This window comes from Limnobacter sp., assembly GCF_964228395.1.
GTDB lineage: Bacteria > Pseudomonadota > Gammaproteobacteria > Burkholderiales > Burkholderiaceae_B > Limnobacter.
On sequence record NZ_CAXQZX010000160.1, the window covers coordinates 1 to 21,490 of the forward strand.

Annotated in this window: 20 protein-coding genes; 10 read left to right on the top strand and 10 right to left on the bottom strand. The window is 54.0% G+C overall.

Annotation, left to right across the window (positions count from 1 at the left end):
* Together dnaN and dnaA are read right to left on the bottom strand one after the other, a co-directional pair.
* Window positions 1-954, bottom strand: a 954-nt coding sequence (gene dnaN / locus ACEQU8_RS13645; RefSeq protein ID WP_370264331.1) for a DNA polymerase III subunit beta, incomplete at its 3' end; no start/stop codon positions are given.
* 228 nt (window positions 955-1,182) lie between these two features.
* Window positions 1,183-2,577 carry a chromosomal replication initiator protein DnaA gene (dnaA, locus tag ACEQU8_RS13650; RefSeq protein WP_370264355.1) on the bottom strand — a complete coding sequence of 465 codons (1,395 nt, stop codon included), beginning with the start codon at window positions 2,575-2,577 and terminating at the stop codon, window positions 1,183-1,185.
* A 275-nt stretch (window positions 2,578-2,852) separates the two neighbouring features.
* Between dnaA and rpmH the strand changes: the two genes are divergently transcribed.
* The 5 genes from rpmH to mnmE are packed head-to-tail and all read left to right on the top strand — an operon-like array spanning window position 2,853 to window position 6,704.
* A complete protein-coding gene (rpmH, locus tag ACEQU8_RS13655) occupies window positions 2,853-2,987 on the top strand; it encodes a 50S ribosomal protein L34 (protein ID WP_370264332.1) in 135 nt (44 codons plus the stop codon).
* Between the two features lie 17 nt (window positions 2,988-3,004).
* Complete coding sequence (locus tag ACEQU8_RS13660) at window positions 3,005-3,427, top strand: ribonuclease P protein component (RefSeq protein WP_370264333.1); 423 nt, start codon at window positions 3,005-3,007, stop codon at window positions 3,425-3,427.
* Window positions 3,313-3,669, top strand: coding sequence for a membrane protein insertion efficiency factor YidD (gene yidD, locus ACEQU8_RS13665; RefSeq protein WP_370264335.1), 357 nt, complete (start codon window positions 3,313-3,315; stop codon window positions 3,667-3,669). The genes ACEQU8_RS13660 and yidD overlap by 115 nt, the downstream gene beginning before the upstream one ends.
* Window positions 3,656-5,341 (top strand): membrane protein insertase YidC, encoded by a 1,686-nt coding sequence (gene yidC, locus ACEQU8_RS13670; protein WP_370264336.1) that lies wholly within the window; start codon window positions 3,656-3,658, stop codon window positions 5,339-5,341. The genes yidD and yidC overlap by 14 nt, the downstream gene beginning before the upstream one ends.
* Window positions 5,313-6,704 (top strand): tRNA uridine-5-carboxymethylaminomethyl(34) synthesis GTPase MnmE, encoded by a 1,392-nt coding sequence (gene mnmE / locus ACEQU8_RS13675; protein WP_370264337.1) that lies wholly within the window; start codon window positions 5,313-5,315, stop codon window positions 6,702-6,704. The genes yidC and mnmE overlap by 29 nt, the downstream gene beginning before the upstream one ends.
* 36 nt (window positions 6,705-6,740) lie before the next feature.
* Here mnmE and ACEQU8_RS13680 read toward each other — a convergent pair whose 3' ends face one another.
* Window positions 6,741-7,157: a hypothetical protein gene (locus ACEQU8_RS13680; protein ID WP_370264338.1), complete on the bottom strand. Its 417-nt coding sequence runs from the start codon at window positions 7,155-7,157 to the stop codon at window positions 6,741-6,743.
* 208 nt (window positions 7,158-7,365) lie between these two features.
* Between ACEQU8_RS13680 and ACEQU8_RS13685 the strand changes: the two genes are divergently transcribed.
* The gene (locus ACEQU8_RS13685; RefSeq protein ID WP_370264340.1) at window positions 7,366-8,049 is read left to right on the top strand and encodes a LuxR C-terminal-related transcriptional regulator; all 684 of its coding nucleotides are present in this window, start codon (window positions 7,366-7,368) and stop codon (window positions 8,047-8,049) included.
* Here the strand turns inward: ACEQU8_RS13685 and ACEQU8_RS13690 are convergent.
* The 4 genes from ACEQU8_RS13690 to ACEQU8_RS13705 form a co-directional block, all read right to left on the bottom strand.
* Window positions 8,043-8,615 carry a hypothetical protein gene (locus ACEQU8_RS13690; protein WP_370264341.1) on the bottom strand — a complete coding sequence of 191 codons (573 nt, stop codon included), beginning with the start codon at window positions 8,613-8,615 and terminating at the stop codon, window positions 8,043-8,045. The two genes, ACEQU8_RS13685 and ACEQU8_RS13690, sit on opposite strands and share 7 nt — an antisense overlap.
* Before the next feature lie 26 nt (window positions 8,616-8,641).
* On the bottom strand, window positions 8,642-9,070 hold the full coding sequence (locus tag ACEQU8_RS13695) for a hypothetical protein (RefSeq protein WP_370264342.1): 429 nt from the start codon (window positions 9,068-9,070) through the stop codon (window positions 8,642-8,644).
* A 112-nt stretch (window positions 9,071-9,182) separates the two neighbouring features.
* Window positions 9,183-12,122 (bottom strand): ATP-binding protein, encoded by a 2,940-nt coding sequence (locus tag ACEQU8_RS13700; protein ID WP_370264343.1) that lies wholly within the window; start codon window positions 12,120-12,122, stop codon window positions 9,183-9,185.
* Window positions 12,123-12,176: 54 nt separating this feature from the next.
* Window positions 12,177-12,851, bottom strand: coding sequence for a response regulator transcription factor (locus ACEQU8_RS13705; protein ID WP_370264344.1), 675 nt, complete (start codon window positions 12,849-12,851; stop codon window positions 12,177-12,179).
* A gap of 249 nt (window positions 12,852-13,100) precedes the next feature.
* Here ACEQU8_RS13705 and ACEQU8_RS13710 point away from each other — a divergent pair, with 249 nt between their 5' ends.
* Complete coding sequence (locus ACEQU8_RS13710; RefSeq protein WP_370264346.1) at window positions 13,101-13,607, top strand: hypothetical protein; 507 nt, start codon at window positions 13,101-13,103, stop codon at window positions 13,605-13,607.
* Window positions 13,608-13,619: 12 nt separating this feature from the next.
* On the opposite strand, the gene ACEQU8_RS13715 is transcribed toward ACEQU8_RS13710, so the two are convergent.
* Both ACEQU8_RS13715 and ACEQU8_RS13720 read right to left on the bottom strand, forming a co-directional pair.
* The gene (locus ACEQU8_RS13715) at window positions 13,620-16,001 is read right to left on the bottom strand and encodes a PAS domain-containing protein (protein ID WP_370264347.1); all 2,382 of its coding nucleotides are present in this window, start codon (window positions 15,999-16,001) and stop codon (window positions 13,620-13,622) included.
* Window positions 16,002-16,122: 121 nt separating this feature from the next.
* Window positions 16,123-16,581, bottom strand: coding sequence for a DUF1499 domain-containing protein (locus ACEQU8_RS13720; RefSeq protein WP_370264348.1), 459 nt, complete (start codon window positions 16,579-16,581; stop codon window positions 16,123-16,125).
* 62 nt (window positions 16,582-16,643) lie between these two features.
* On the opposite strand from ACEQU8_RS13720, the gene ACEQU8_RS13725 reads away from it, so the two are divergent.
* Entirely contained in the window at window positions 16,644-17,711 is a 1,068-nt protein-coding gene (locus tag ACEQU8_RS13725) for a hypothetical protein (protein WP_370264349.1), read from the top strand.
* On the opposite strand, the gene ACEQU8_RS13730 is transcribed toward ACEQU8_RS13725, so the two are convergent.
* Entirely contained in the window at window positions 17,712-18,317 is a 606-nt protein-coding gene (locus ACEQU8_RS13730; RefSeq protein ID WP_370264351.1) for an MOSC domain-containing protein, read from the bottom strand. It lies immediately after the preceding gene.
* A gap of 262 nt (window positions 18,318-18,579) precedes the next feature.
* On the opposite strand from ACEQU8_RS13730, the gene ACEQU8_RS13735 reads away from it, so the two are divergent.
* Together ACEQU8_RS13735 and ACEQU8_RS13740 are read left to right on the top strand one after the other, a co-directional pair.
* A complete protein-coding gene (locus ACEQU8_RS13735) occupies window positions 18,580-20,421 on the top strand; it encodes a phosphoenolpyruvate carboxykinase (GTP) (RefSeq protein WP_370264352.1) in 1,842 nt (613 codons plus the stop codon).
* A 98-nt stretch (window positions 20,422-20,519) separates the two neighbouring features.
* Window positions 20,520-21,320 (top strand): TSUP family transporter, encoded by an 801-nt coding sequence (locus ACEQU8_RS13740; RefSeq protein WP_370264353.1) that lies wholly within the window; start codon window positions 20,520-20,522, stop codon window positions 21,318-21,320.
* Window positions 21,321-21,490 lie beyond the last annotated feature (170 nt).

Sequence of the window (21,490 nt, forward strand, 5' to 3'; positions counted from 1 at the left end):
ATCCATCTCGGGGCCCTGGTACTCCACTTCCATTTCATCGCGGGCTTCTTCCTGGTCGGAGTTGTTGGCCACAATGGTGAGGGCACCGGGTGCCAACACCCATCGAATGCCGCGGAACTTGTCGCTGGTCAAAATAGATGCGCGTTGCAGGGAGTGCAGCAGGGCATCACGAGCAATCACCACATGGTGCTGATGGGTTTTGGGGATCACCCGCTGGTAATCAGGGAACTTGCCTTCCACCAGCTTGGTGATCAGGGTCACATCCGAAAAACTGAACTTGGCCTGGTTGCTGGCCAGGTCGATGGTCACGGTGTCATCGGTGTCGTTGAGCAGGCGAGACAGTTCCAGCACGGTTTTTCTGGGAATGATCACTTCGTGTTTGGCCATGCCCCCTTGGCCAGTGGCTTCAGCGTAGGCCAAGCGGTGACCGTCCGTGGCCACTGCGCGCACGCAGGCCGTGTCGATCACCAAGAGCACACCATTCAAGTAGTAACGCAGGTCTTGCTGGGCCATTGAAAAATGCACCATGCCCAACAGGTTCTTGAGCATTTTTTGGGGCAAAGTGACCTGGGTCACCCATTCTTTGGGCTCTTGCACCAAAGGAAAATCTTCTGCGGGCAAGGTTTGCAGGGCAAATCGGCTCTTTTTGGCCTGCACCGACATCTTTTTGCCATCCAGTTTGACCACCACTTCCGAGTCATCGGGCAGAGAGCGAAGAATATCCAAAAACTTGCGTGCCGCGACGGTGGTGGACACCTCCTCTCCACCTGCTCCCACCTCTGCAGAGGTTTGAATCTGCATTTCAATGTCTGAAGACAACAGGGTCAGCAGGCCACCTTGCTTTTTCAGCAGGATGTTGGCCAACACCGGCAAGGTGTTTCTACGTTCCACAATGTTGCTGACGATTTGCAGTTTTCGAACCAATGCATCGCGTGAGCTTTGAATTAATTCCATTTAATATTTCCTTATAGGATTAGGTAATAGAGTCGATGGCAATTTGTGGATAACTCTATTTTTTCCTTTGTTTAAAGCTTCTTAGGTTCTTTTAAAACCCGTGTAAAACGTTTTGGACGGCTTGGGTACAGTGTGGATAACTTTTTGCCGTTCTTCGAGGTTCTTTTTTTTCTGTGGATAACTCAGTTTTTTTTGCACCTTGTGTACACAGTTTTCCACAATTCTAAATCAACCCTTCAAGGTTTGGTCCAGCACGTGCAAGGCGTGGTTCAATTCCGCAGACTGGTTGCGCAATTCGGCAATTTTGTTCACGGCGTGCAGCACTGTGGTGTGGTCTCGACCACCAAATAACTCGCCAATTTCCACGTAACTTTTCTCTGTGAGTTCTTTGGCCAGGTACATGGCCACTTGCCTGGGCAGCACAATATTGGCTTGCCGGCGCTTGGAAAACATGTCCGCCACTTTGATCTTGTAGTAATCGGCCACGGTTTTTTGGATGCTTTCAACCGACACCTGGCCGTGGTGCACCGAGATCATGTCCCGCAGCGCTTCCCGCACCAGGTCCATGGTGATGGGCTTGTTGTGAAAGCTTGCAAAAGCCATGATGCGGCGCAGAGCGCCTTCCAGCTCACGAATATTGCTGCGCATGTGCTTGGCCACAAAAAATGCCACATCGTCAGAAAACTGTATTTTTTGTTGCTCGGCTTTTTTAAGCAGAATGGCCACGCGCATTTCAAGTTCAGGCGGTTCAATGGCCACGGTCAAGCCGCTGTTGAAGCGGGAAATCAGCCGGTCGTCCAAGCCCTGAATGTCTTTTGGGTAAGTGTCGCTGGTGATGATGATTTGCTTGCGTGCGGCAATCAGTTGCTCAAAGGCATAGAAAAACTCTTCCTGAGTGCGGCTTTTGCCCGCAAAAAACTGAATGTCGTCGATCAGCAGCAAGTCCAGGGAGTAATACGAGCGTTTGAAGTCTTCAAATGATTTGCGTTGGTAAGCCCGGACCACATCGCTGACGTATTGCTCTGCATGAATATAGCGGATCTGCGTGTTTGGGTTGGTTTCCAGTAGCTTGTTGCCAATGGAGTGGATTAAGTGGGTTTTGCCCAAGCCCACCCCGCCATACAAAAACAAAGGGTTGTAACTCACCCCGGGGTTGGAGGCCACTTGCTCGGCGGCCGCACGGGCCAGCTGGTTGGCTCGGCCAGACACAAAGTTGGAAAAACACAGGTCACGATTCAGCCGGCTTCGTTCGTACACGGTGGAGGCGATTTCTTCACGGGCCAAGGCTGCCACCTTCGGGGCGGTCGAGGCTGCCGGGCTGGTCTGTGAAGCGGCTGCCACGCCTGGGTTGGGTCTTGGTGGCGCACTGGTCTGGGCTTTGGCGGCCACTTGCCACTGAATGGCGATGTCGCAGCCAAAAAATTCGCTCGCCAATTCGTTAAAGCGTCCGCCGTAGTTGTTCAATACCCAATCGAGTTTGAACCGGTTGGGGGCGGCCATCGCCAAATTGCCTGTGTCTTCATCAAATTCCACCACGGTGAGCGGTTCGATCCACAATTTGATTTGTTGGGCAGGTAATTCTTTTTTGAGTGCCTCAACGCAGTGGGTCCAGAATTGATCAATCACGTTTAAACAGCCTTTATTTTTCGGGGATTTGCTCGATGGGAGTCTGTAGACGGTGCCTGCAGAGAGCCATTGTATCGAAACCCCCACGGATTGAGGGAAGGTGCTTCCCGCTTCCAGCGAACTTGCAGATATTTCTAGGTTTTTCGCCAAAAACCATCTATAATTTCGGGTTCCCTGTACGTTTGTTTCAGGGGTTACCCTGTTTACACCCATTTTTGCCAGTTTTTGCACGGCGGGCACCTGCCCCTGGTAAAAACAGGCCGAGGCTTGCCATGAAACGCACTTATCAACCTTCTAAAGTTCGCCGTCAAAGAACCCACGGCTTTTTGGTTCGCTCCCGCACACGCGGTGGCCGCGCAGTGTTGCGCGCCCGTCGTGCCAAGGGTCGCGCCCGCTTGTCCGTTTGAGTGTTGGCCACTCCGGCTTGCCTGTTGGTCTAAAATCCGGTCAGCAAGCGCGCGCCATTGGTCGGTCCGATTCCTTCGGGCCACTGCTAAAAATCCGCCCGCTTGCCAAAACGCCGCGGCTCATGCTGCACGGTATTTTAAAGCCGGGGCCTACACAATTCGGAGTGCTCATCCCCAAGCGCTTGGCCAAACGCGCTGTTGACCGCAATACCCTAAAAAGAATTGTGCGTCACGCGTGTTACAAACACCTGGCGCATGCCCAAGGGCAGTTTTTGGTCCGTTTCACCAAGCCGGTGCAAGCAGTGGGCCACTCAGATCGAGCAGCATGGTGGACAGAAATTCAACAGCTTCTCAGCGCGGGCCTGCAGCGGGTCAATCTGCCAAACTCGGCAGCCAACCCACCGCACTCTCCCCAGCCGCCAAAGCAATTGCCCTCCTAGTTCGTGGGTACCAGCTGGGCATTAGCCCGCTTTTTCCGCCATCCTGCCGTTTTTACCCCTCCTGCTCAGAATACGCCCTCGGTGCAGTTAAAATTCATGGCGCGCTGCGAGGCTCTGCCTTGGCACTGGCACGAATGTGCAAATGCAACCCTTGGCATACCGGCGGTTTTGATCCCGTGCCCGGTTCATCGAGTGCGAAAACAGATTCACCCCTAACGAAGGATTTCAATGGAAACGCGTAGGCTTGTCCTCCTGATGATTTTCAGTTTGTCGCTCATCATGCTTTGGGACAATTACCAGGCTTCAATCGGCAAACCCACCTTGTTTGGTTTGCCCGCAGCGGCTACTTCTGAAGAAAAGGCCCAACCTGCGGCATCAATCACGTCCACCAACGACCTTCCAGCGCCAGCAGCCAACAGCGCCGATTTGCCGCAGGCTGCCAGCAATGGTGTGGCGGATGTGGCCGAGGCCGCACCCGTACCCCAAGCCCAAACCATCACCATTGCCACCGATGTGTTAGAGCTGCAGTTCTCTACCCAAGGGGCGCAATTGGTGGGTTCCAAGCTGTTGCAGCACCCTGATGCCATCAACCCCGGCTTGCCCACTCAGCTGTTTGAGCAATCCAGCGATCGTACCTATTTGGGCCAGGCGGGTGTGGTCGGTGTGGCGCAAGCTCCCAACCACCGCACCTTGTTCGAATTTGTGTCGGGCAACACCAGTTTTGCCCCGGGCAGCAATCGCCTGGATTTGGTGTTCAAAGCCAGCAGTGGCGGCGTGGAGTCCACCTACACCTACACGGTGTACAAAGACCGTTATGACATTGATTTTCAGTTGAGCACCCGCAACGTGGGCGAGGCAGCCATTACGCCCAGCGCATACCTGCAGATCACCCGCGATGGCAACCCCTTGGAATCGGATTCCACGCTGTACGCCACCTTCACAGGCCCGGCCATGTACAGCCCCGAGAAAAAGTACCAAAAAATTAAGTTTTCTGACATTGCAGATCGCAGCGCCAATTATGTGAAGTCGACCGACTCCGGCTGGTTGGCCATTATTCAGCACTATTTTGTGTCGGCCATCATTGGCCAGCAGGGCCCACGCGAAAACTACACTCGCCAGGTGGACAGCAACTTGTATTCCATCGGCTTGGTGAGCAATATGGGCACCATTGAGCCCGGCCAGGTGGCCACCTACAACGCCAAGTGGTACACCGGCCCACAAGATCAGCGGGTGCTGGAAGAGTTGGCCCCGGGCCTGGAGCTGGTGGTTGATTACGGTTGGCTCACTGTGGTGGCGCAACCCATTTATTGGTTGCTGGAAAAAATCCACAGCGTGGTTGGCAACTGGGGTTGGGCCATTGTAGTGCTGACCATTTTAATTAAGCTGGTGTTCTTCCCTTTGTCTGCAGCCAGTTACAAGTCCATGGCGAAAATGCGCAAAGTGGGCCCGCGCATGCAAAAGCTTAAAGAGCAGTATGGCGACGACAAAATGGGCTTTCAGCGCGCCATGATGGAGCTCTACAAGCGCGAAAAAATCAACCCCTTGGGTGGTTGCATGCCCATCTTGATTCAAATTCCGGTGTTTATTGCCTTGTACTGGGTGCTGTTGGCCAGCGTGGAAATGCGCAATGCACCGTGGCTTGGCTGGGTGACCGACCTGGCTGCACCCGATCCTTTCTACATTTTGCCGGTGATCATGGCGGTGACCATGTTCATCCAGACCAAGCTGAACCCCACACCACCCGACCCCGTGCAGGCTAAAATCATGATGATCATGCCCTTGGTGTTCTCGGTGATGTTTATTTTCTTCCCGGCTGGTTTGGTGCTGTACTGGGTGGTGAACAACATCCTGTCGATTGCCCAGCAGTGGGTGATCACCCGTCAAATTGAGTCAGCTCCTGCCACAGCGCGCTGACGCCATCGTGGCCATCGCCACCGCACCCGGCAAGGGTGGGGTGGGGGTGGTGCGGTTTTCTTTTCCCTGTACCCACGAAATTTCCCAGCAGTTCGAGCAGTTTTGCCTGCAATTTTGTGGCCGCATGCCTGCGCCCCGTTTGGCCACACGGTTGGTGTTGCGTGATGCACATGGCCATCCCATCGATGATGGCTTGGTGCTTCGCTTTCCTGCCCCAGCTTCGTTCACCGGGGAACATGTGCTGGAATTTCAGGGCCACGGTGGACAGGCGGTGTTGCAGGCGGTCATGGCCCGTGCTTTCGAGATAGCCCGGGAATGTTCACTCCAACTTCGCCACGCTTTGCCGGGCGAATTTACGCAGCGGGCTTTTTTAAACGACAAGCTGGATTTGGCCCAAGCCGAAGCGGTGGCCGACCTCATTGATGCATCGTCCGTGGCCACGGCGCGTGCAGCAGCAGCGTCTTTGAGCGGTGTGTTTTCCCGGCAGGTTAATGCGCTTGCTGAACACATTGTGCATTTGCGCCTGTTGTTGGAAGCCACGCTTGATTTTCCTGAAGAAGAAATTGAGTTTCTGGAAAAGGCCGATGCCAAAGGTCAACTGCGAACCATCCTGCATGCCCACAACGCCTTGTTGGCCAGTGCCCAAGAAGGTGTGAAGTTTCGGGATGGTTTACAAGTGGTGCTGGTGGGTGAGCCCAATGTGGGCAAGTCAAGTCTGCTCAATGCCTTGGCTGGCGAAGACGTGGCCATTGTGTCGCCGGTTGCTGGCACCACGCGCGATCGCATCAAACAAGAGTTAAACATTCGCGGCGTGCCGTTGGTGTTGGTGGACACGGCGGGTTTGCGCGACACGGCTGACGAAGTTGAACGCATTGGCATTGAACGCACGCGCAAGTCGGTTGAAGAGGCCGATTTGTTGTTGGTCCTGAAAGACGCCAGCACCCAAACCCACCCCGATTTGCTGGGGCACTTGCAACTGCCCAAGGCCTTGCCCAGTCTGGTGGTGTGGAACAAGGTGGATTTGCTTCAACACACGCCCGATTTGCCTGCGGGGCAGCTGGGTGTTTCAGCCAAAACAGGTTTGGGGCTAGAGGCCCTAAAGGACGAGGTGCTGAATATGGTGGGCATCGCGCACACGCCTGAGCATGGCTTTATGGCGCGGCAACGCCATGTGGACGCCCTGCGCGTGTGCGGGGCGCATCTTCAACAGGCCGCTGAGTTTGCACAACAAGACGATCGCATCTTGGATTTGTTTGCCGAAGAACTTCGCTTGGCTCACGATGCCTTGGGCGAGATCACCGGGAAGATGTTGCCCGATGACCTGCTGGGTCTGATTTTCAGCCGTTTTTGCATCGGCAAATAAATACCTGCGGACAACAACGGCACTTGCGATATTTTCTTAGTCGCAGATCACCACGGTGTTTTCATCAAACAGGGTCTGGCCCAGCAACTGGGATTCTTGCTCAAACACCGCTGACAAAAACGCCAACTGGTCGCACAGGTTTTGCATGGCTTCGTCGTAGCGCTCTTGGTCGAGGTGCAAATGGGCTTGCGCATCTTGCACGGCCAGCAGGTATTCTTCTAGCAGGGTTTGAAGGGTGGGCTTGTTCAGCACCCAGGTTTTTAGCTGAAGCAACATGGCAAACTGTGCTTGCACCGCGTGGGCCTGGCTCAAAAGTGCAGAAAACTGCTTCAGCGCCAAGGCCACATTGTCCAGTTCAAGCACCACCCGGCTCTCGGTGTGCGCCTCATGGGCGTGCCATGTGGTGGGCTGAATCTCGGTGATGACATTGTTTTTAACCAGGGCCATGTTCATGGAAGGCGTCCTTGCGAATCGATTGTTACTTGATGCAAGTGTGCGCCTCGGCAAGGGGGTTGCCCATTCCGCTGTTGGAGGATGCACGATCGGTGGATCCCCCATTTTGTGGATTGGTTGGCTTGCGCTTATTTTTGCTGCGGATTTCATGTAATCTTTGGCGATATACCTAGAGGCTGCAAGGCCCGGATGCGTGAAACTTCGCCTTATGAGCAAACCCAACAAAATTCTTGTTCTGGAAGATCACCCCTTGATTTCGATGGTGATCGAAGACGTCTGCAAAGACATGGCGCCTCACGCTGAGATTTGTGTGGCCACCAGCCTGGCTCAAGCACGTGAGCATTTGTTTGGAAGACCCGACCTGATTATTTTTGACCTCACCCTGGCCGATTCCAAAGGGGAGGCCACGATTGATTGGCTGGAGTCGATGTACCCCAGCATCACCGCCATGATCTACACCGGTTTTGTAAGCCCGGAAATCAGGGCCCGGGCGGAACGGGCAGGTTATGGGGTCTTGGACAAGGCCACCAGCCAAGCTGTGTTGGCTCAAGAAATTGAAGCGGTACTGGTTAAAAGCGGCATCATGAACCGCGTGTTGGCCGATGCGCCTGCCAACGAGCATCAATCCAATATTGCGGCTTACCCCGGTGCAAAGCCGCTGACCTGGCGGCAAGTTGAAATCATGCGGATGACCGCTGAGGGCATGTCTGCAAAAATGGTGGCGCAAAAAATTGGCCTGAGCCCTGAAACAGTGCGCGGCCACATTCGAGAAATATTCAAGCGTTTGGAAGTATCGAACAAAGCCCAGGCGGTGAATGTTTTTTTAAAAGCCGAGCGCAGTGTAAAACACAAGTTTGGTGATGCAAACCAGCCTCAAGCTGGCAATCAGTGAGTTTGTGGCACGCGCTTTAGGTCTACACCCACGGTCAAGGTGCCTATCATGCGTGGGCCATCAAACACGCCAACGCTGACTTTGGCGATCATGGCGCGGCTGCTTTCGTCCCATTTGGCCCGCGATATGATGTGGTCGGGCTTGCTCGGTGGAATGTTTTCGTCAAACACCGCCAGGTATTTTTCTTCATCTCCTTGCCAATAGTCAGTGGTGGTGGGGCTCATGGCAACGTTTTCGCCTAGCCGCCCGGTCAGTATGGCTTCTTTCAGGTAAATCTTCTGCGCCAATTCCAAAGCCAATAGTTTGGACACGGTAGACTCCAGCATGGCTTGTGCTTCGGGCACCTTCCCTTTTTGCTGAATCCAGCGTTCGTCAATTTCCTTGATTTGTTCAAGGGTTAAACCCTTCGCATTGCCTTTTTTAACCGACTCCACCACCAAAGGATGTTGCGCCAGCGCTTTGATTTCCTTGATGATGGGGCCTATACAAAAGGCATGCGCTTGGTCCACGGGCATCAATACCAACAAAGCGGCCAACACCATCAACTGTTTGATCTTTGTTCCCATAGCGAAAGCCTCGCAAAGCCTGTGTTTCATTGCGGCAAAATCCGGATTTGTCTCAGTTTGATTTGTGCGGGTAGATCGGCCAATTCCTTTTTGCTGAGGTAACCCAAGGCGTTGGGGTTGCGGTTGAGCATGTCGAGCATTTGGCTGGCGCTTTTTGCCACAGGCGGTGTTTTGGCTCCCCCGATGCACTCAAGCAAACGTTGAACGGTCGTGAATTCGTCGGTGCTAAAGCCCAAGGTGTTGTAGATGAACTGGCTGCGTTCACCAAACTGGTCTTCTCGGTCAATCACCATGACCTGTGCTTCGCCCACGGTCTGGCTTTGGCCTGTGTACAAATCGCGCAACTTGGTCTTTGAAATCTCGCCAAAAGGCAGGCTGGCAGAACCCACCAGCACCACCTCGGCATTGGCCCATGCGGGCACGCCCCAAGCTGCCATGGCGAGCAGCGCGGGCATAACAATACGGCTTAGTGTTCTCACGACATAACCCTTGAATGTATTTTTCTAAGTTTTAATTTTTGTTAAACGATGGTAAACCATACAACCTGCTGCCGCCATTCAAACGCATTCAATGCGCCCCAAAGCGGTTAAACAACACCAGAATTTTTTCGGCCTCGTTGACGATTGCAGGCCAAGTGCTGCGAATCTCTTTCAACACAGGTTGCTGCATGGCTGGGTCTTCCAGCGCTTTGTCCATTTTTGAGAATTGCTGCTTCACACTTTCGCTGCCCAGCATGCCCAGCACGCCCGCAAGCGAATGTATTTCGCGCTTGAACCCGGCATGGTCCCCGGCAGCCAGATATTCCTCCAGCTTTTCAATCAGGTTTTCGCTGGTCTGAAGGAATTTGGTGATGTACTTCGCCAGTCGCTCGGGTTCAAAGCTGTCCGTTTTAAAAATGCTTGAATGCTGAATGGGTTCGGTTTCACCCGTGCCAGGTTCAGGCAGGGCTGGCAAAAGTTGCACATGCTCGCTGACTTCACTGCCGCGGTGGCGCAGGCAACGTTGTATGGCCTCAAACAGGCTTTGCTCATGGAAAGGCTTGGTCAGCACCTCGTTGATGCCATGCTCTTCACAGCGAACGCGGGTTTGCTCAAAGGCGTGGGCGGTCAGTGCCATGATGGGGGTGACGCAGTGCACGGCATTTTCTCGGATCCAGCTTGCCAATTGGTAGCCGTCTACAAAAGGCATCTCCAGGTCCGAAATGATCATGTCAAATGGCTCTGGGGTGTCCTGCAAAATGGCGATGGCCTCCCGCCCGTCTTTGGCACAGCGAATGTCATCCTGGCGCGGGCTTAAAAAGTCCAGCAACAACTCCATGTTTAAAGGGTGGTCTTCAACAATCAAAATTTTGACTGGTCGGCTGCTGTCCTTGCTTGTTGTGCCGGTCATGCTTTCAAGCTGCAAGCTGTTGGGTAGAGCGGGCATGGCGACGGCTTTTTGCGCCATCAAGGTTTGGCTAATCGCCTGCAGGTGACATGGCAAAATCGGCGGAGTCAGCACGTGTTCATTGGGCTCTGCACTGGTGTTCGATATCCACACCAGGTGTTGGCCCAGCTGTGAATTTCCAGCCTTCAAGCCCGCAAGCAATTCGGGCACGGTTTTGAGGGTCTCAGTGTCCACCATCACCACGTCGTTTTGTTCCAGGCACAAGGTGTCGGTGAGCAATTCATCTGGCGACATGGGCACCAGTGCAATGTAATACTGGTCCAAAATACTGGCCACAGAGCGGTGTAGTTTTTGGTCTAAGGTGCAAATAAAGGCGCGGTTGAAATTGGGGCCGCTGGCGTTGTGGGGGTTTCGGGCCGGGGCTTCAAGCTCTTGGGTTTTCAGGTTTAATGTGAAATAGAACACCGAGCCGCGCCCGGGTGTTGAATGGGCGTGTATGTCGCCTTCCATCAAATGCACCAGTTCTTTGGCGATGCTCAAGCCCAAGCCGCTTCCACCAAACATGCGGGTTGTGCTGCTGTCGGCCTGTGTGAATTTATCAAATACCCGCTGAAGTTGGTCTTTGCTCATGCCAATGCCGGTGTCGCTTACACTGAATTGCAAGGTCACCTGCCCTTCAAGTTGCTTGAGCACTTTCACAGTGACGTTGATGTGGCCCTGTCCGGTGAATTTAATTGCATTGCCAATGAGGTTTTTTAAGATTTGCCCGACACGCAGTGAATCGCCCACCAAACGGTTGAGCGTGGATTGAATGCCTTTGCCATGCAGGGTGTACAAAAGACGGATGTTTTTGTCCAGGGCCGATGAGCCCAGGGTGCCAAACACCTCTTCCAACACTTCATCCATTCGGAAAGGCCGCTCCTCCAATTTGAACATGTCCGATTCAATCTTCGACAAATCCAAGATGCTGTTGAGCAGGTGCAACAAATTGTCGCCCGACAACTGAATTTTCGAGAGGTAATCGCGCTGCTTGTCGGTGAGTTCGGTTTTTAATGTGAGCGCGGTCATGCCAAGGATGGCATTCATGGGGGTTCGAATCTCATGGCTCATGTTGGCCAAAAATGAGCTCTTGATGCGCGACTCGTTTTTGGCTCGCTCTTTTTCCACGTTGGCCAGGTTCACCTCTTCCAAGGCCTGTTTTACGCGCTCGCTTTTTTCGAGGTCGCGCTGGAAGGATCGAATCATGCGGTTGAACGCGCGAATCAGGAGGTTGATTTCATGAGAGCCTGCGCGGTTGTTCACGCGCACCGCGTAGTCGCCTTTCATGATTTCTTCGCTGGCGTTGTAAAGCGAATTGATGGGGTCGATCACTTTCTTTTTGATCGACACCAAACCCATGAACAAGCCCAACAAAAAAATGAGGGTAAACAATACATCGAGGTACACACTCAAAGCCAACTCATCCCGGGAATTCTCGATTAGGCCCAGGTAGCGCTGTTTTTCAGCTTCCATGAATCGGGCCAACTCAAAGGACAAAGCATTGGTCAGTTCGATGTGTTGTTTGTCAAACAACACGCCGAATGTTTCTTTGAGTTCAGTTGCACCCAAGAACTGGTCCGTTGGTTTTTCAACGTATTTGGTGATGCCGCTGGCAAACGCATTCAGCTCGTTTTTTTCGAGCTGGTGGCGTAGGTCCAGTATCCGTTCAATGGTGGGTTCGTTGCTTTGGATGAAGCGCAAGCTGTACAGGCGCTCGCTGAGGTTTTGCCCAATGCCCCAGGTCACGGCATCGTTTTCTTGCTGGCCAGTGATCACATCGACCCAGTAGTCGCGTTCCACGGGTTTGTTGTATATGCGGCTGCCATTGTGCAGGCCCACAATGTCGAGGTAGTGGTTGATGTATTCGGGGTTGCGGCTGGCGGCGTACAAAAGCACCAGCTTGCGCATGGCTTCAAACTCAGCCAATGTGCCGGCAAGTATGGCCTCATCAGAGGCCCAGGCCTTGTAGTGCTCGCCCTGGACCTTCTGCTGATGGATGGAAACGCTTTTAACACCAATGCTGAAAATTGTAAAAACAACAATCAGCAGGGCGAAAATGCGGATTAATAAAGTGAGCTTCATGGGCCAGCCTTGTTATTGGAATTTTCTGGCGTCAGCGTTGAAAACTCCAGACGATCAGTTGCTTTGTGCCTCTTCCAACAAGCGCGATTGGCGCTCGGCTTTTGTAAAAATAGAAACTGCGTGGGCACGGTTTTGCGCACCCAAACGCACCAACACTTCACGCATGTGCGCTCTCACGGTTTCTGGGCTCAAGTTCATGTCGCGGGCCGCTTCTTTGGCTGTCATGCCCACGGCAATGCGCCGCATAATTTCGACCTGTCGCCAGGTGAGTGGCTTTTTGCTTCCCGGTGCAATGATGTTCGACTGAAATTCGTTTTTGGATTTGAGTTTGTCTGCGGCCACGGCCTCGTTGCAGCGTACACCCACGGCGCTGAGGCCCCGCATGACGGCATCGAGCAGCTCATGGTAGTCAGCCGATTTTCTTACAAAGGGAATGCCCATGTCGGACAGCTCAAGCAGAATGTCATCGTGCGTGGTGCCAGTAAACGCCAGCAGTTGCGAGAACGGGAACAAAGACTGAACCCGCTTGGCCGACACCACGCCATCGCAATCGGGCAGGTTCAAATCGAAAATCACCAGTCTGGGGTCGTCTTGCACATGCGCTTCACTGGCTTGAATGCTCGGCACCTTCACCACCTGAAGGTCAGGCGCATGTTCTGTCAACATGTCGGCTAGCATCATGGACACCAAGGGATGGTCTTCGATCAACAATACTGCGTTGGAGCTCATTTTGGCAACCCTCCAAATTCGATTTGCCTTTGTTTTTCTGGCGCAAGTGTTTGCACACGTGAATAAATGTTAAAGGTTCCCTCCCGCAGTGGTTACCCTTCATTTGGAGGATGACCTCATTTGAAGCATTGGGTGGGTTAGCCCGAATGTCCTCCAAATGGAGGGGGGTCTCTTTGTGTTGATCGCAGGTGCAGCAAAATCCACTACTCTAGAGTCATTCTTATCACATGCCAGATGGCCGGGTGAATCGTGAGCGAGTCTTTATTTGAACCTCTGGAGGTGTGGGTTGCCGAGGATTCGCCTTTTTACCGTTTGGTGGTGGAAGAGGCCATTGAAGAAATCACCAAGGTCACCCATTACCCCATCTCTTTGACTGTGTTTGAGCGGTTTGGCGAAATTTGCGATGCTTTCAAAGAGGCTGACAGTGGTCGCAGGGCTTATCCCGCGGCGGTGCTGTCCGATCTTCATTTTCCAGACAACGCCATTGATGGCATTGAAGACATTCTGAGCTTTTACACCGACCATGTTCACCGCGTGCCAGTGTCGTACATGTCTTGCAACCTGGAAAGTTTGGAGCGCGCAGAGCGCTTGGTGCAGTACCGTTCGGATGCTTTGCAGCGCGCCCGCTTTTTGCGCAAAGACACCGCAGAGACCATGACCAATTTGGTCAAAACCATTCATGCCATGGTGTTTACGCCTCGCACAACGCAGGCCATGCCCCTGCGCGCTTCCACAAGCTCGGCCGCAGCCGCCTAAGCTTCTCTTCTTTTATTCGAACACCCGAAACACAATGAGGAAACATGGCGCATTGCGCGCTGTGTCCAAAAATGGTGACACCAAAATGTCACAGGGTAGCTTCGCGCCACCATTTTGCTCGTACGTGGTTTTAACCAATACTTTTTGGCGGCTTAAAAACGCCACCAACAGCTTTCGGTAGTCTCGTGTGGGAATGCGACCGTGAATGAGGTGGTAAGGGTTGCGGCCAATCCACTTCTCGCGGCCTTGACCCACCATGGTTTCAAACGCAGAGTTCACATACAAAATACCAAAGGGATCTTTGTCTTTGCGAATGTCATTGGTGACCAAGATCACTTCCCGAATTTGCTCGATGGCAGAATTCAGCATGTACAGGTCGCTGCTTTGGTTTTTTCGTTTGGTGATGTCTTTGATCAAGATGGTGTAGCCAGCGCCAGATCGAAACACCCGCAGGCTGATCCACCGCTTGATTGCAGACAGGTATTGGTCCACCGAACGCGAAAACCCCACCGCATTCACTGATTCAATCAAGGTGCCAAATTGTGTTTGGTCGAGGTCGGGAATCAGCTCGTTCAGCGGGGTGGCATGCACAAACAGTTCGCGGTCTTTTTGAAGCAGGTTTTTGGCGTTGCGATTAACAAAACTCACCTGCAAAGAAGCATCCACCTCGATCAATCCATCGGTGAGGTTGTCGACAATCAGGTTGTAGGTCAGCAGGTTTTTTTCCAGGGCCTGTTCAACCCGGCGTGTGTCGGTGATGTCGGCCAGGGCGCCATACAGGCCTTGAGGCAGACCTTCCTCGCCCACCGAGGGGCGAACAGTCATGCGGTACCAGCGCATGCCCTCACCGTTGCTGGCATCGTAGGCAAACTCAAGGCTCGCGGGTTTTCGATTGTTGATGCACTCGATGAACAGCACAGCCACGTTTCGCCCAGACATTTTGGTGAGCAGCGAGCTGAGGTGGAATATGGAGGACATCGATTCGCGGTTTGCTGCGAGCACATCCCGAAGCGTGTCTGTCACCTTCAATGAGCCGCTTTCCAGGTGGTAGTACCAGCCTCCCACCTTGGCCAATTGCCCGGTTAAACCGAGCAGGGTTTCGTGGAATATCGATTTTTGTACGGTGCTTTGCCGGTTGATCATCGCCACAAACTGGATGATGAGCTGTGGGCGTTTGAAGGCATGAAAACCGCCCTTGGCGCGCACCCACATTTTTAGCACTGTGTTTTGGTATTCAGCGCTTTTTAGGCGAATCCAAAGAGGGCCTTTGTCTTCGTCTTTTGCACAATTTCCAAGGGTTTGTTGCAGGCTGGGCCAGTCGTCTTGGTGTAAAAGATCCTGTAGATTGCCTTTGATTTTTGCAGGGGTAAAATCTTCATCTGCATCAAAGGCACAACCCAGCACAATGCCTTGTGTATCGACCAACAGGCGACCTTTCAGGGTCTCTTGTAAAAAGGGTTGCGGAAAACGCCGCAAGTCCTCTTTGGGGTCTGTTCGGGGCGAGGGTTGTGCCGACTCGATGTGTTCAAGCCCCTGAATATGACCGCTTTGTGGATCCGAAATTTTTTTGATCAGGCCAAACAGCCGCGGGTTGTCGGTGTCGCCGTTGTCGTAGACCTGTTCTTCGAAGCGAACGGTGTCCCCGTTGGGCAGGCGCACTTGATAAAACACAGGCGCGCCGTTTCGTTTAAGTCGCGCTTCTTGCACCATCTCGCGGTCGCTTGGTACAGGCAACTGGTTAAACCATTCACCATCCACTTGGCGCGTGTTGTATAGGCAAAGCCAACGCTCCAGCGAGGGGGAGAGCTCAATGTACCCTTTGGTGTCGGCGGTTTTCCAACTGCCCAATGGCACACCCAAATGGTCGGGTGGGTCTGCTTCGCCCATGCCCGCCGGGCGTTGGTTTTTCTCGCTGCGCTCGGCCAAGCTGTTGGACACCAATTTGGCCAATGCGGTGGCGATTTTAATTTCAGCGTTGGACCACTCCCGTGCCTTGTCGTCGAGCACGCAAAAAGTGCCCACTTTGCTGCCGCTTGGGGTTTCAACTGGAATGCCTAGATAGGCTCGAATCCATGGGCTACCCAGCACCAAGGGGTTGCTTTTGAAGATGGGATGCTCAAGGCAATTGTTGATGACGTGTGGGTCGCCCGACTTGATGGTGTGGGCACAAATGGACAGTTGCCTGGGAATTTCACGAACTTCAAAACCGCGCTTGGCTTTGAACCACTGCCGCTCGGAATCGAGAAAAGCGATGAAGCAAAAGGCGCTGTTGAAAGCAGAAATACCCAGCTCGACCAAGGCCTCAAAGAACTCCTCTTTGTCGGTGTCCAAAATGGCCAGCTGGTACAACTCGGTTAAGCGTACCGCTTCATTGATCTCTTTGGGACTGCTCATCCTCGCCGCGTCTCCGTCCACCTTTCCTCACTGCAGTTACTTTACACGCAGGCACTCTGCAGAGGGGCCACCACTTTGAGCGATCCCACCAAAATTGATGGTTTATTACCGGGTATTTTCCCTAGGGATTTAACATTTCGCGAATTTGCTCCACCCGTTTTCGGTTGGCATTCAGATCGCTGTAGCCCACCCTTGAGGCGGACCGAACATGCACCAAAGAGCCTCCGGCCTCGCGACGAAATTCAACATCGTCCACAAAGCCAAAAATGCTGCTTGAGAACGTGCTCGCGAGGTAGGTCTCATTGCTTTGAATGACATCGCCCCCCAACAGTTTGACTGCGTCTCTCACCTTGGCCATGGGGTCAGCGCCCGGCGGAACAGTCAGTTCGAGCGCGGCAATGGCGTGCTGGTCACTGGGTGCGCTTTCGCTGCTTACACAATTGGGCTTGGCCGGGCAGGGTTGCAATTTGCCGGCCACCAGCCCCGGTGGTGAACCGGTTTGCGAGTACAAACCCAAACCAAAAAATGTGGCCACGCCCAACATGGCCAACACCGCAACAGCACACAAGGCCTTTTTCACTCAACTACCCCTTCTGTCTTATACTCAGTTGTTGGTAGCAGTGTAGCTGTGGGCGAGTTTGAATGTCCAAATTTTTGAGTGAAACCGAGCCGCTCGACACGGGCGAGTCGCTTGAACAAGCCATGCGCAGCCGCAGCGGGCAGCAGTGGTGGATGTGGTTGGCAGGCGCTTCCGATTTGATGCCCGATCTGGCCCGTGCCTTGGGCTTTTTAAAACAGGCTTGTCATTTGCTCGACGAATGCCTTGCGAACCCGACCACCCCTGCGCTGCATCGCAAATTCAAACAAGCCGTTGGTAAATACATCGGCCAAGCACGATGCCCTTCTGCGGCCTCCTGTGAGCGCATCGCTGTGCGCGCTTACGTCATTTTGGGCTGGATGGATTCTGAAATGCACCGGCAGCCAGCCAGGCGTTTGCTGTTGGAGGTCGGTTCGTGGGCGTTGCAAAAGCTGCTCCAAATTTCGGAAGGTGCAGACGACAAACAAGGCGTGTTGCTTAAGGCGGTGCGCACCTTAACCCGTCAATGGTTGGTGCACGTGGCTGAGCATGTGGGTGACCTCATTGAGCGGGCGCACAATATTTACCCCGTGGCCATGCTCGACCAAGCTGGCCTGGTTGACCCCGCTTGGTGGTGGAAGAATTTGGCGGACTGCGACCGCACCACCGTGCTGGCCCTGGCTGAGGAGGAGGTTCGGGCGATGGAGCCCACCCAGCCAAGCACTCAGGTGAATTGGCGCTCATTTGACAAGCGCTGGAAACGCTTGAGGCTTCGTGGTTTGCTGGAACATTTGAGTGAGCAGGCCTTGTTGTCTGAATTGCTTCGCAAATCGGCCGTGGATGATTTCGAGGCCGTGGAGGCCATTGGCGCCATGCAAAAGGCCGGCCGAATGCGCGAAGCGATCGCTCAGGCAGAGCAGTGGATGCGCGCCCTGCCCACAAGCCCCGGCTTGGGCCAAAGCTTGTTTGATTTGTATGCCAACGACGGTTGGGACGACGAGGCCCTCGCACTGGCTGTGCAAATGTATTCACACGACCCCAACCCTGCCTGGATTGCCCGCCTTGAAACACTCAACACCGAGGCCGCCTTGGCGCAAGCCAAAGCATGGCGCAAGGCCGTCATGGTTCGTTGATTACAGCAAATCCATTTGGCCCTTGCGAGTTGCAAACCGAAATTGCTCCAGCACGGTTTTGCCTTGTGGGTTGGGGTGGTGAACAATGGCGTCGCCGGCCTTCAATTCCCCAGCTTTGACCACCCGCAGATACCATCCGCAGTTGCCTTGCTGAATCATTTCTTTGGGCGCGGCCCCATACCCCATGCGAATGGCAAATTTGTGGCAGGGCTCGCGTGGGTCGGTGACGCGCAAGCGCACCGAGCCAATTTCAAATTCGTCGCCCAAGCGCACGGTTTGCTCGGTCAAGCCCTCGCAGACCAGGTTTTCGCCCAGCATGCCCCAAGGCAGTTGGGTGTCGAGTTTTCGCTCTGCCCGGCGATTTTTCCAAAATTCATAGTGCTCACTGGGCATCATGTACACGGCTTTGTCCAAGCCACCGTGCACAGACAAATCGCATTGCTCGTCGCCCTGCACGTTCAGGCGCTTTACTTCAATGCTGCGTGGTGATTGCAGGGTGCTAATCGCTTCTTTGCGAATGCCACTGGCCAGGGTTTTGATTTCCCCTGCTGCGGTTCGGTAAACAAGGGGTGCGACAGCACCGGCACAAACAGCGATGAGCTTCATGTCAAGGCGAGGGGATTGTGAGCAATGTCCAACACTTTACATGCCTGAATGTTGAAAGAAAACAAGTCTTCAGAATACGTGATCATCCCTATAGAAAAATATTATTTCCGTTTGGTGTCAACATGTTAAACTCGAGGGCTACGTTGGCGAAAAAGGCTGTGTGTTCCCCGGCCTGGCGCGTGGACCCACTCCGGTGTTTTGCCCGTTGAGCGGCACGCTGCCCCCACTCAAGAATTACATTTGTCTATCTGGAGGTTTTAGCATGAGTGCAGTGCTGTCTATGGTCAGCCAGACCGTGCCGTCTTACGTCAAACACAAAAAGCTCATCGCGTGGGTGGAAGAAATCGCCGCCCTCACCGAGCCAAAAAACATCGTATGGTGTGATGGCTCGGAAGAGGAGTACAACCGCCTGTGCGCTGAAATGGTTGAGGCAGGCACCCTGCGCAAACTCAACCCCGAGAAGCGCCCCAATTCTTACCTGGCCTGGTCCGACCCCTCTGACGTGGCGCGTGTTGAAGACCGCACCTACATTTGTTCAGAAAAACAGGAAGACGCCGGCCCCACCAACAACTGGGAAGACCCCGTTAAAATGCGCGCCACTTTGAACGGTCTGTTCAAAGGCGCCATGCGCGGCCGTACCCTGTATGTCATTCCATTCTCCATGGGGCCTTTGGGCAGCCCGATCGCACACATCGGTGTGGAATTGTCTGACTCCGCCTATGTAGTCACCAATATGCGCATGATGACCCGCATGGGCAAGGCCGTGTACGACGTGCTGGGCGAGAATGGTGAATTTGTGCCTTGCGTACACACCGTGGGTGCACCGCTGGAAGCCGGCCAGAAAGACGTGGCATGGCCTTGCAACCCCACCACCAAGTACATCGTGCACTACCCAGAAACCCGTGAAATCTGGTCGTATGGCTCTGGCTACGGCGGCAACGCGCTGTTGGGCAAAAAATGCCTGGCCTTGCGCATCGCCTCCACCATGGGCCGCGATCAAGGTTGGCTGGCCGAGCACATGTTGATCCTGGGCGTGACCTCACCCGAGGGCAAGAAGTATCACGTTGCAGCGGCGTTCCCATCGGCTTGCGGTAAAACCAACTTCGCCATGTTGATCCCCCCAGCATCCATGAACGGCTGGAAGGTGAGCACCATCGGGGACGACATCGCCTGGATCAAGCCCGATGCCAGTGGCAAGCTGCGCGCCATCAACCCAGAGGCGGGTTACTTTGGCGTGGCCCCGGGCACCAACACCAAAACCAACTCCAATTGCATGGCGTCTTTGAATGCCAACGTGATTTTCACCAACGTGGCACTCACTGACGATGGTGATGTATGGTGGGAAGGTTTGACCAAAGAAGCGCCTGCCCACTTGGTGGACTGGACCGGCCAGGACTGGACTCCCGACTGTGGTCGCAAGGCATCGCACCCCAACGCACGTTTCACCGTGGCGGCTGAGCAAAATCCTGTGATCGACCAAAACTGGGACAATCCAGAAGGCGTGGTCATTGACGCTTTCATTTTCGGCGGACGTCGCTCCACCACCGTGCCTTTGGTGACTGAGGCCCGCAACTGGGTGGAGGGTGTTTACATGGCTGCCACCATGGGGTCTGAAACCACAGCCGCTGCTTTTGGTCAGCAAGGTGTGGTGCGTCGTGATCCGTTTGCCATGTTGCCTTTCTGTGGCTACAACATGGCCGACTACTTCCAGCACTGGCTCGATTTGGGCAAGAAGCTCGAATCCACCGGTGCCAAGTTGCCCAGCATTTTCTGTGTTAACTGGTTCCGCACCGATGAAAATGGCAAGTTCATTTGGCCAGGCTTTGGCGAGAACATGCGTGTCTTGAAGTGGGCGTTGGAGCGTGTTGAAGGCAAAGGGCAGGGCGTGGAGCATGTGTTTGGCACATCACCCCGCTACGAAGACATTTCTTGGGATGGCTTGGATTTCAGCAAGGCCGAGTTCGAATCCATCACCGCCATCGACAAGGCGGCTTGGGAAAAAGAACTTGAGTTGCATGCCGAGTTGTTCGAGAAACTCAAGCACAATCTGCCAGCGCAGCTGGTAGAAACAAAAGGCCAGATTGCCAGCCGTTTGGCGGCCTGATGCTTTTGTTGACGGTTTAGACTTTTTTCCGATACATCGGAAATTGTCCTATGGCGGGCGCCCACAAGGCGCCCGTTTTCTATTTCACTGGGCGTTTTATGTTTGAAAACATTGAGTGGTGGGTGTTGGTCACGCTGTGCGTGGCAGCGTTTGGCGCGGGCTTGATCGACGCCATGGTTGGTGGCGGCGGACTGATCCAGATTCCAGCCTTGTTTGGGCTGCTGCCAAGCCACGGTCACGCCACTCTGCTTGGCACCAACAAAATTTCCAGCGTGGTGGGAACCTCTTTTGCTGCTTACCGCTATGCCAAAGCTATTCAGGTGCCGTGGAATGCAGTATTGCCCGCCACCTTGATGGCCTTGCTGGGTGCTTACCTTGGGGCCTACATTGTGACGCAAGTGTCCACCGAGGTGCTGCGCTTACTGCTGCCAGTGCTCTTGTTGGGCGTTGCCATTTACACCTTTGTGCGCAAAGACTTGGGCAGTGTTCATGCCCCAAAACTTGGGCGTTCGCGCGAGCGCGTGTTTGGCGGTCTGGTGGGTTTGGCCATCGGTTTATACGATGGATTTTTTGGGCCCGGCACCGGATCCTTCTTGATGGTCGCTTTTGTGGTGTTGTTTGGCTTCGACTTTTTGGCAGCCACGGCCGGGGCCAAGGTGGTGAACATCGCGTGTAATTTGGCCTCGCTTGCCTGGTTCGCTCCGGCCGGGCACGTGATCGTTGCACTGGGTTTGCTAATGGCGGCATTTAACCTGGCGGGCGCCAAAGTGGGTTCGGGTTTGGCGATTCGCAAAGGGGCGGGTTTTGTGCGGAAAGTGTTGTTGGCTGTGGTGGGTCTGTTGATTTTGCGCACGGGTTACGACAGTTATGGCCCCTATCTTGGGGCATGGTTTGGGTGATTGTTTCACGTGGAACATCGAGGGGCGAGCAGGTCCATGTCGATGATTGCGCCCGCCTGTCTGGTTCGCTTGCTCCTTGAAACCAGCAGGACCATGCCCCGTTTAGCGGCGTCGCTTGCTCTTTGAAGCCAGCAGGACCATGCCCCTTTGCGACGGCCAATCTGTATTTC

Excerpts from the sequence above, each read along its gene's own strand:
- rpmH (WP_370264332.1), top strand. The coding sequence starts at position 2,853 with ATGAAACGCACTTATCAACCTTCTAAAGTTCGCCGTCAAAGAACCCAC.
- yidD (WP_370264335.1), top strand. The coding sequence starts at position 3,313 with ATGGTGGACAGAAATTCAACAGCTTCTCAGCGCGGGCCTGCAGCGGGT.
- yidC (WP_370264336.1), top strand. The coding sequence starts at position 3,656 with ATGGAAACGCGTAGGCTTGTCCTCCTGATGATTTTCAGTTTGTCGCTC.
- ACEQU8_RS13680 (WP_370264338.1), bottom strand. The coding sequence starts at position 7,157 with ATGAACATGGCCCTGGTTAAAAACAATGTCATCACCGAGATTCAGCCC.
- ACEQU8_RS13685 (WP_370264340.1), top strand. The coding sequence starts at position 7,366 with ATGAGCAAACCCAACAAAATTCTTGTTCTGGAAGATCACCCCTTGATT.
- ACEQU8_RS13690 (WP_370264341.1), bottom strand. The coding sequence starts at position 8,615 with ATGGGAACAAAGATCAAACAGTTGATGGTGTTGGCCGCTTTGTTGGTA.
- ACEQU8_RS13695 (WP_370264342.1), bottom strand. The coding sequence starts at position 9,070 with ATGCCCGCGCTGCTCGCCATGGCAGCTTGGGGCGTGCCCGCATGGGCC.
- ACEQU8_RS13700 (WP_370264343.1), bottom strand. The coding sequence starts at position 12,122 with ATGAAGCTCACTTTATTAATCCGCATTTTCGCCCTGCTGATTGTTGTT.
- ACEQU8_RS13705 (WP_370264344.1), bottom strand. The coding sequence starts at position 12,851 with ATGAGCTCCAACGCAGTATTGTTGATCGAAGACCATCCCTTGGTGTCC.
- ACEQU8_RS13715 (WP_370264347.1), bottom strand. The coding sequence starts at position 16,001 with ATGAGCAGTCCCAAAGAGATCAATGAAGCGGTACGCTTAACCGAGTTG.
- ACEQU8_RS13725 (WP_370264349.1), top strand. The coding sequence starts at position 16,644 with ATGTCCAAATTTTTGAGTGAAACCGAGCCGCTCGACACGGGCGAGTCG.
- ACEQU8_RS13730 (WP_370264351.1), bottom strand. The coding sequence starts at position 18,317 with ATGAAGCTCATCGCTGTTTGTGCCGGTGCTGTCGCACCCCTTGTTTAC.
- ACEQU8_RS13735 (WP_370264352.1), top strand. The coding sequence starts at position 18,580 with ATGAGTGCAGTGCTGTCTATGGTCAGCCAGACCGTGCCGTCTTACGTC.
- ACEQU8_RS13740 (WP_370264353.1), top strand. The coding sequence starts at position 20,520 with ATGTTTGAAAACATTGAGTGGTGGGTGTTGGTCACGCTGTGCGTGGCA.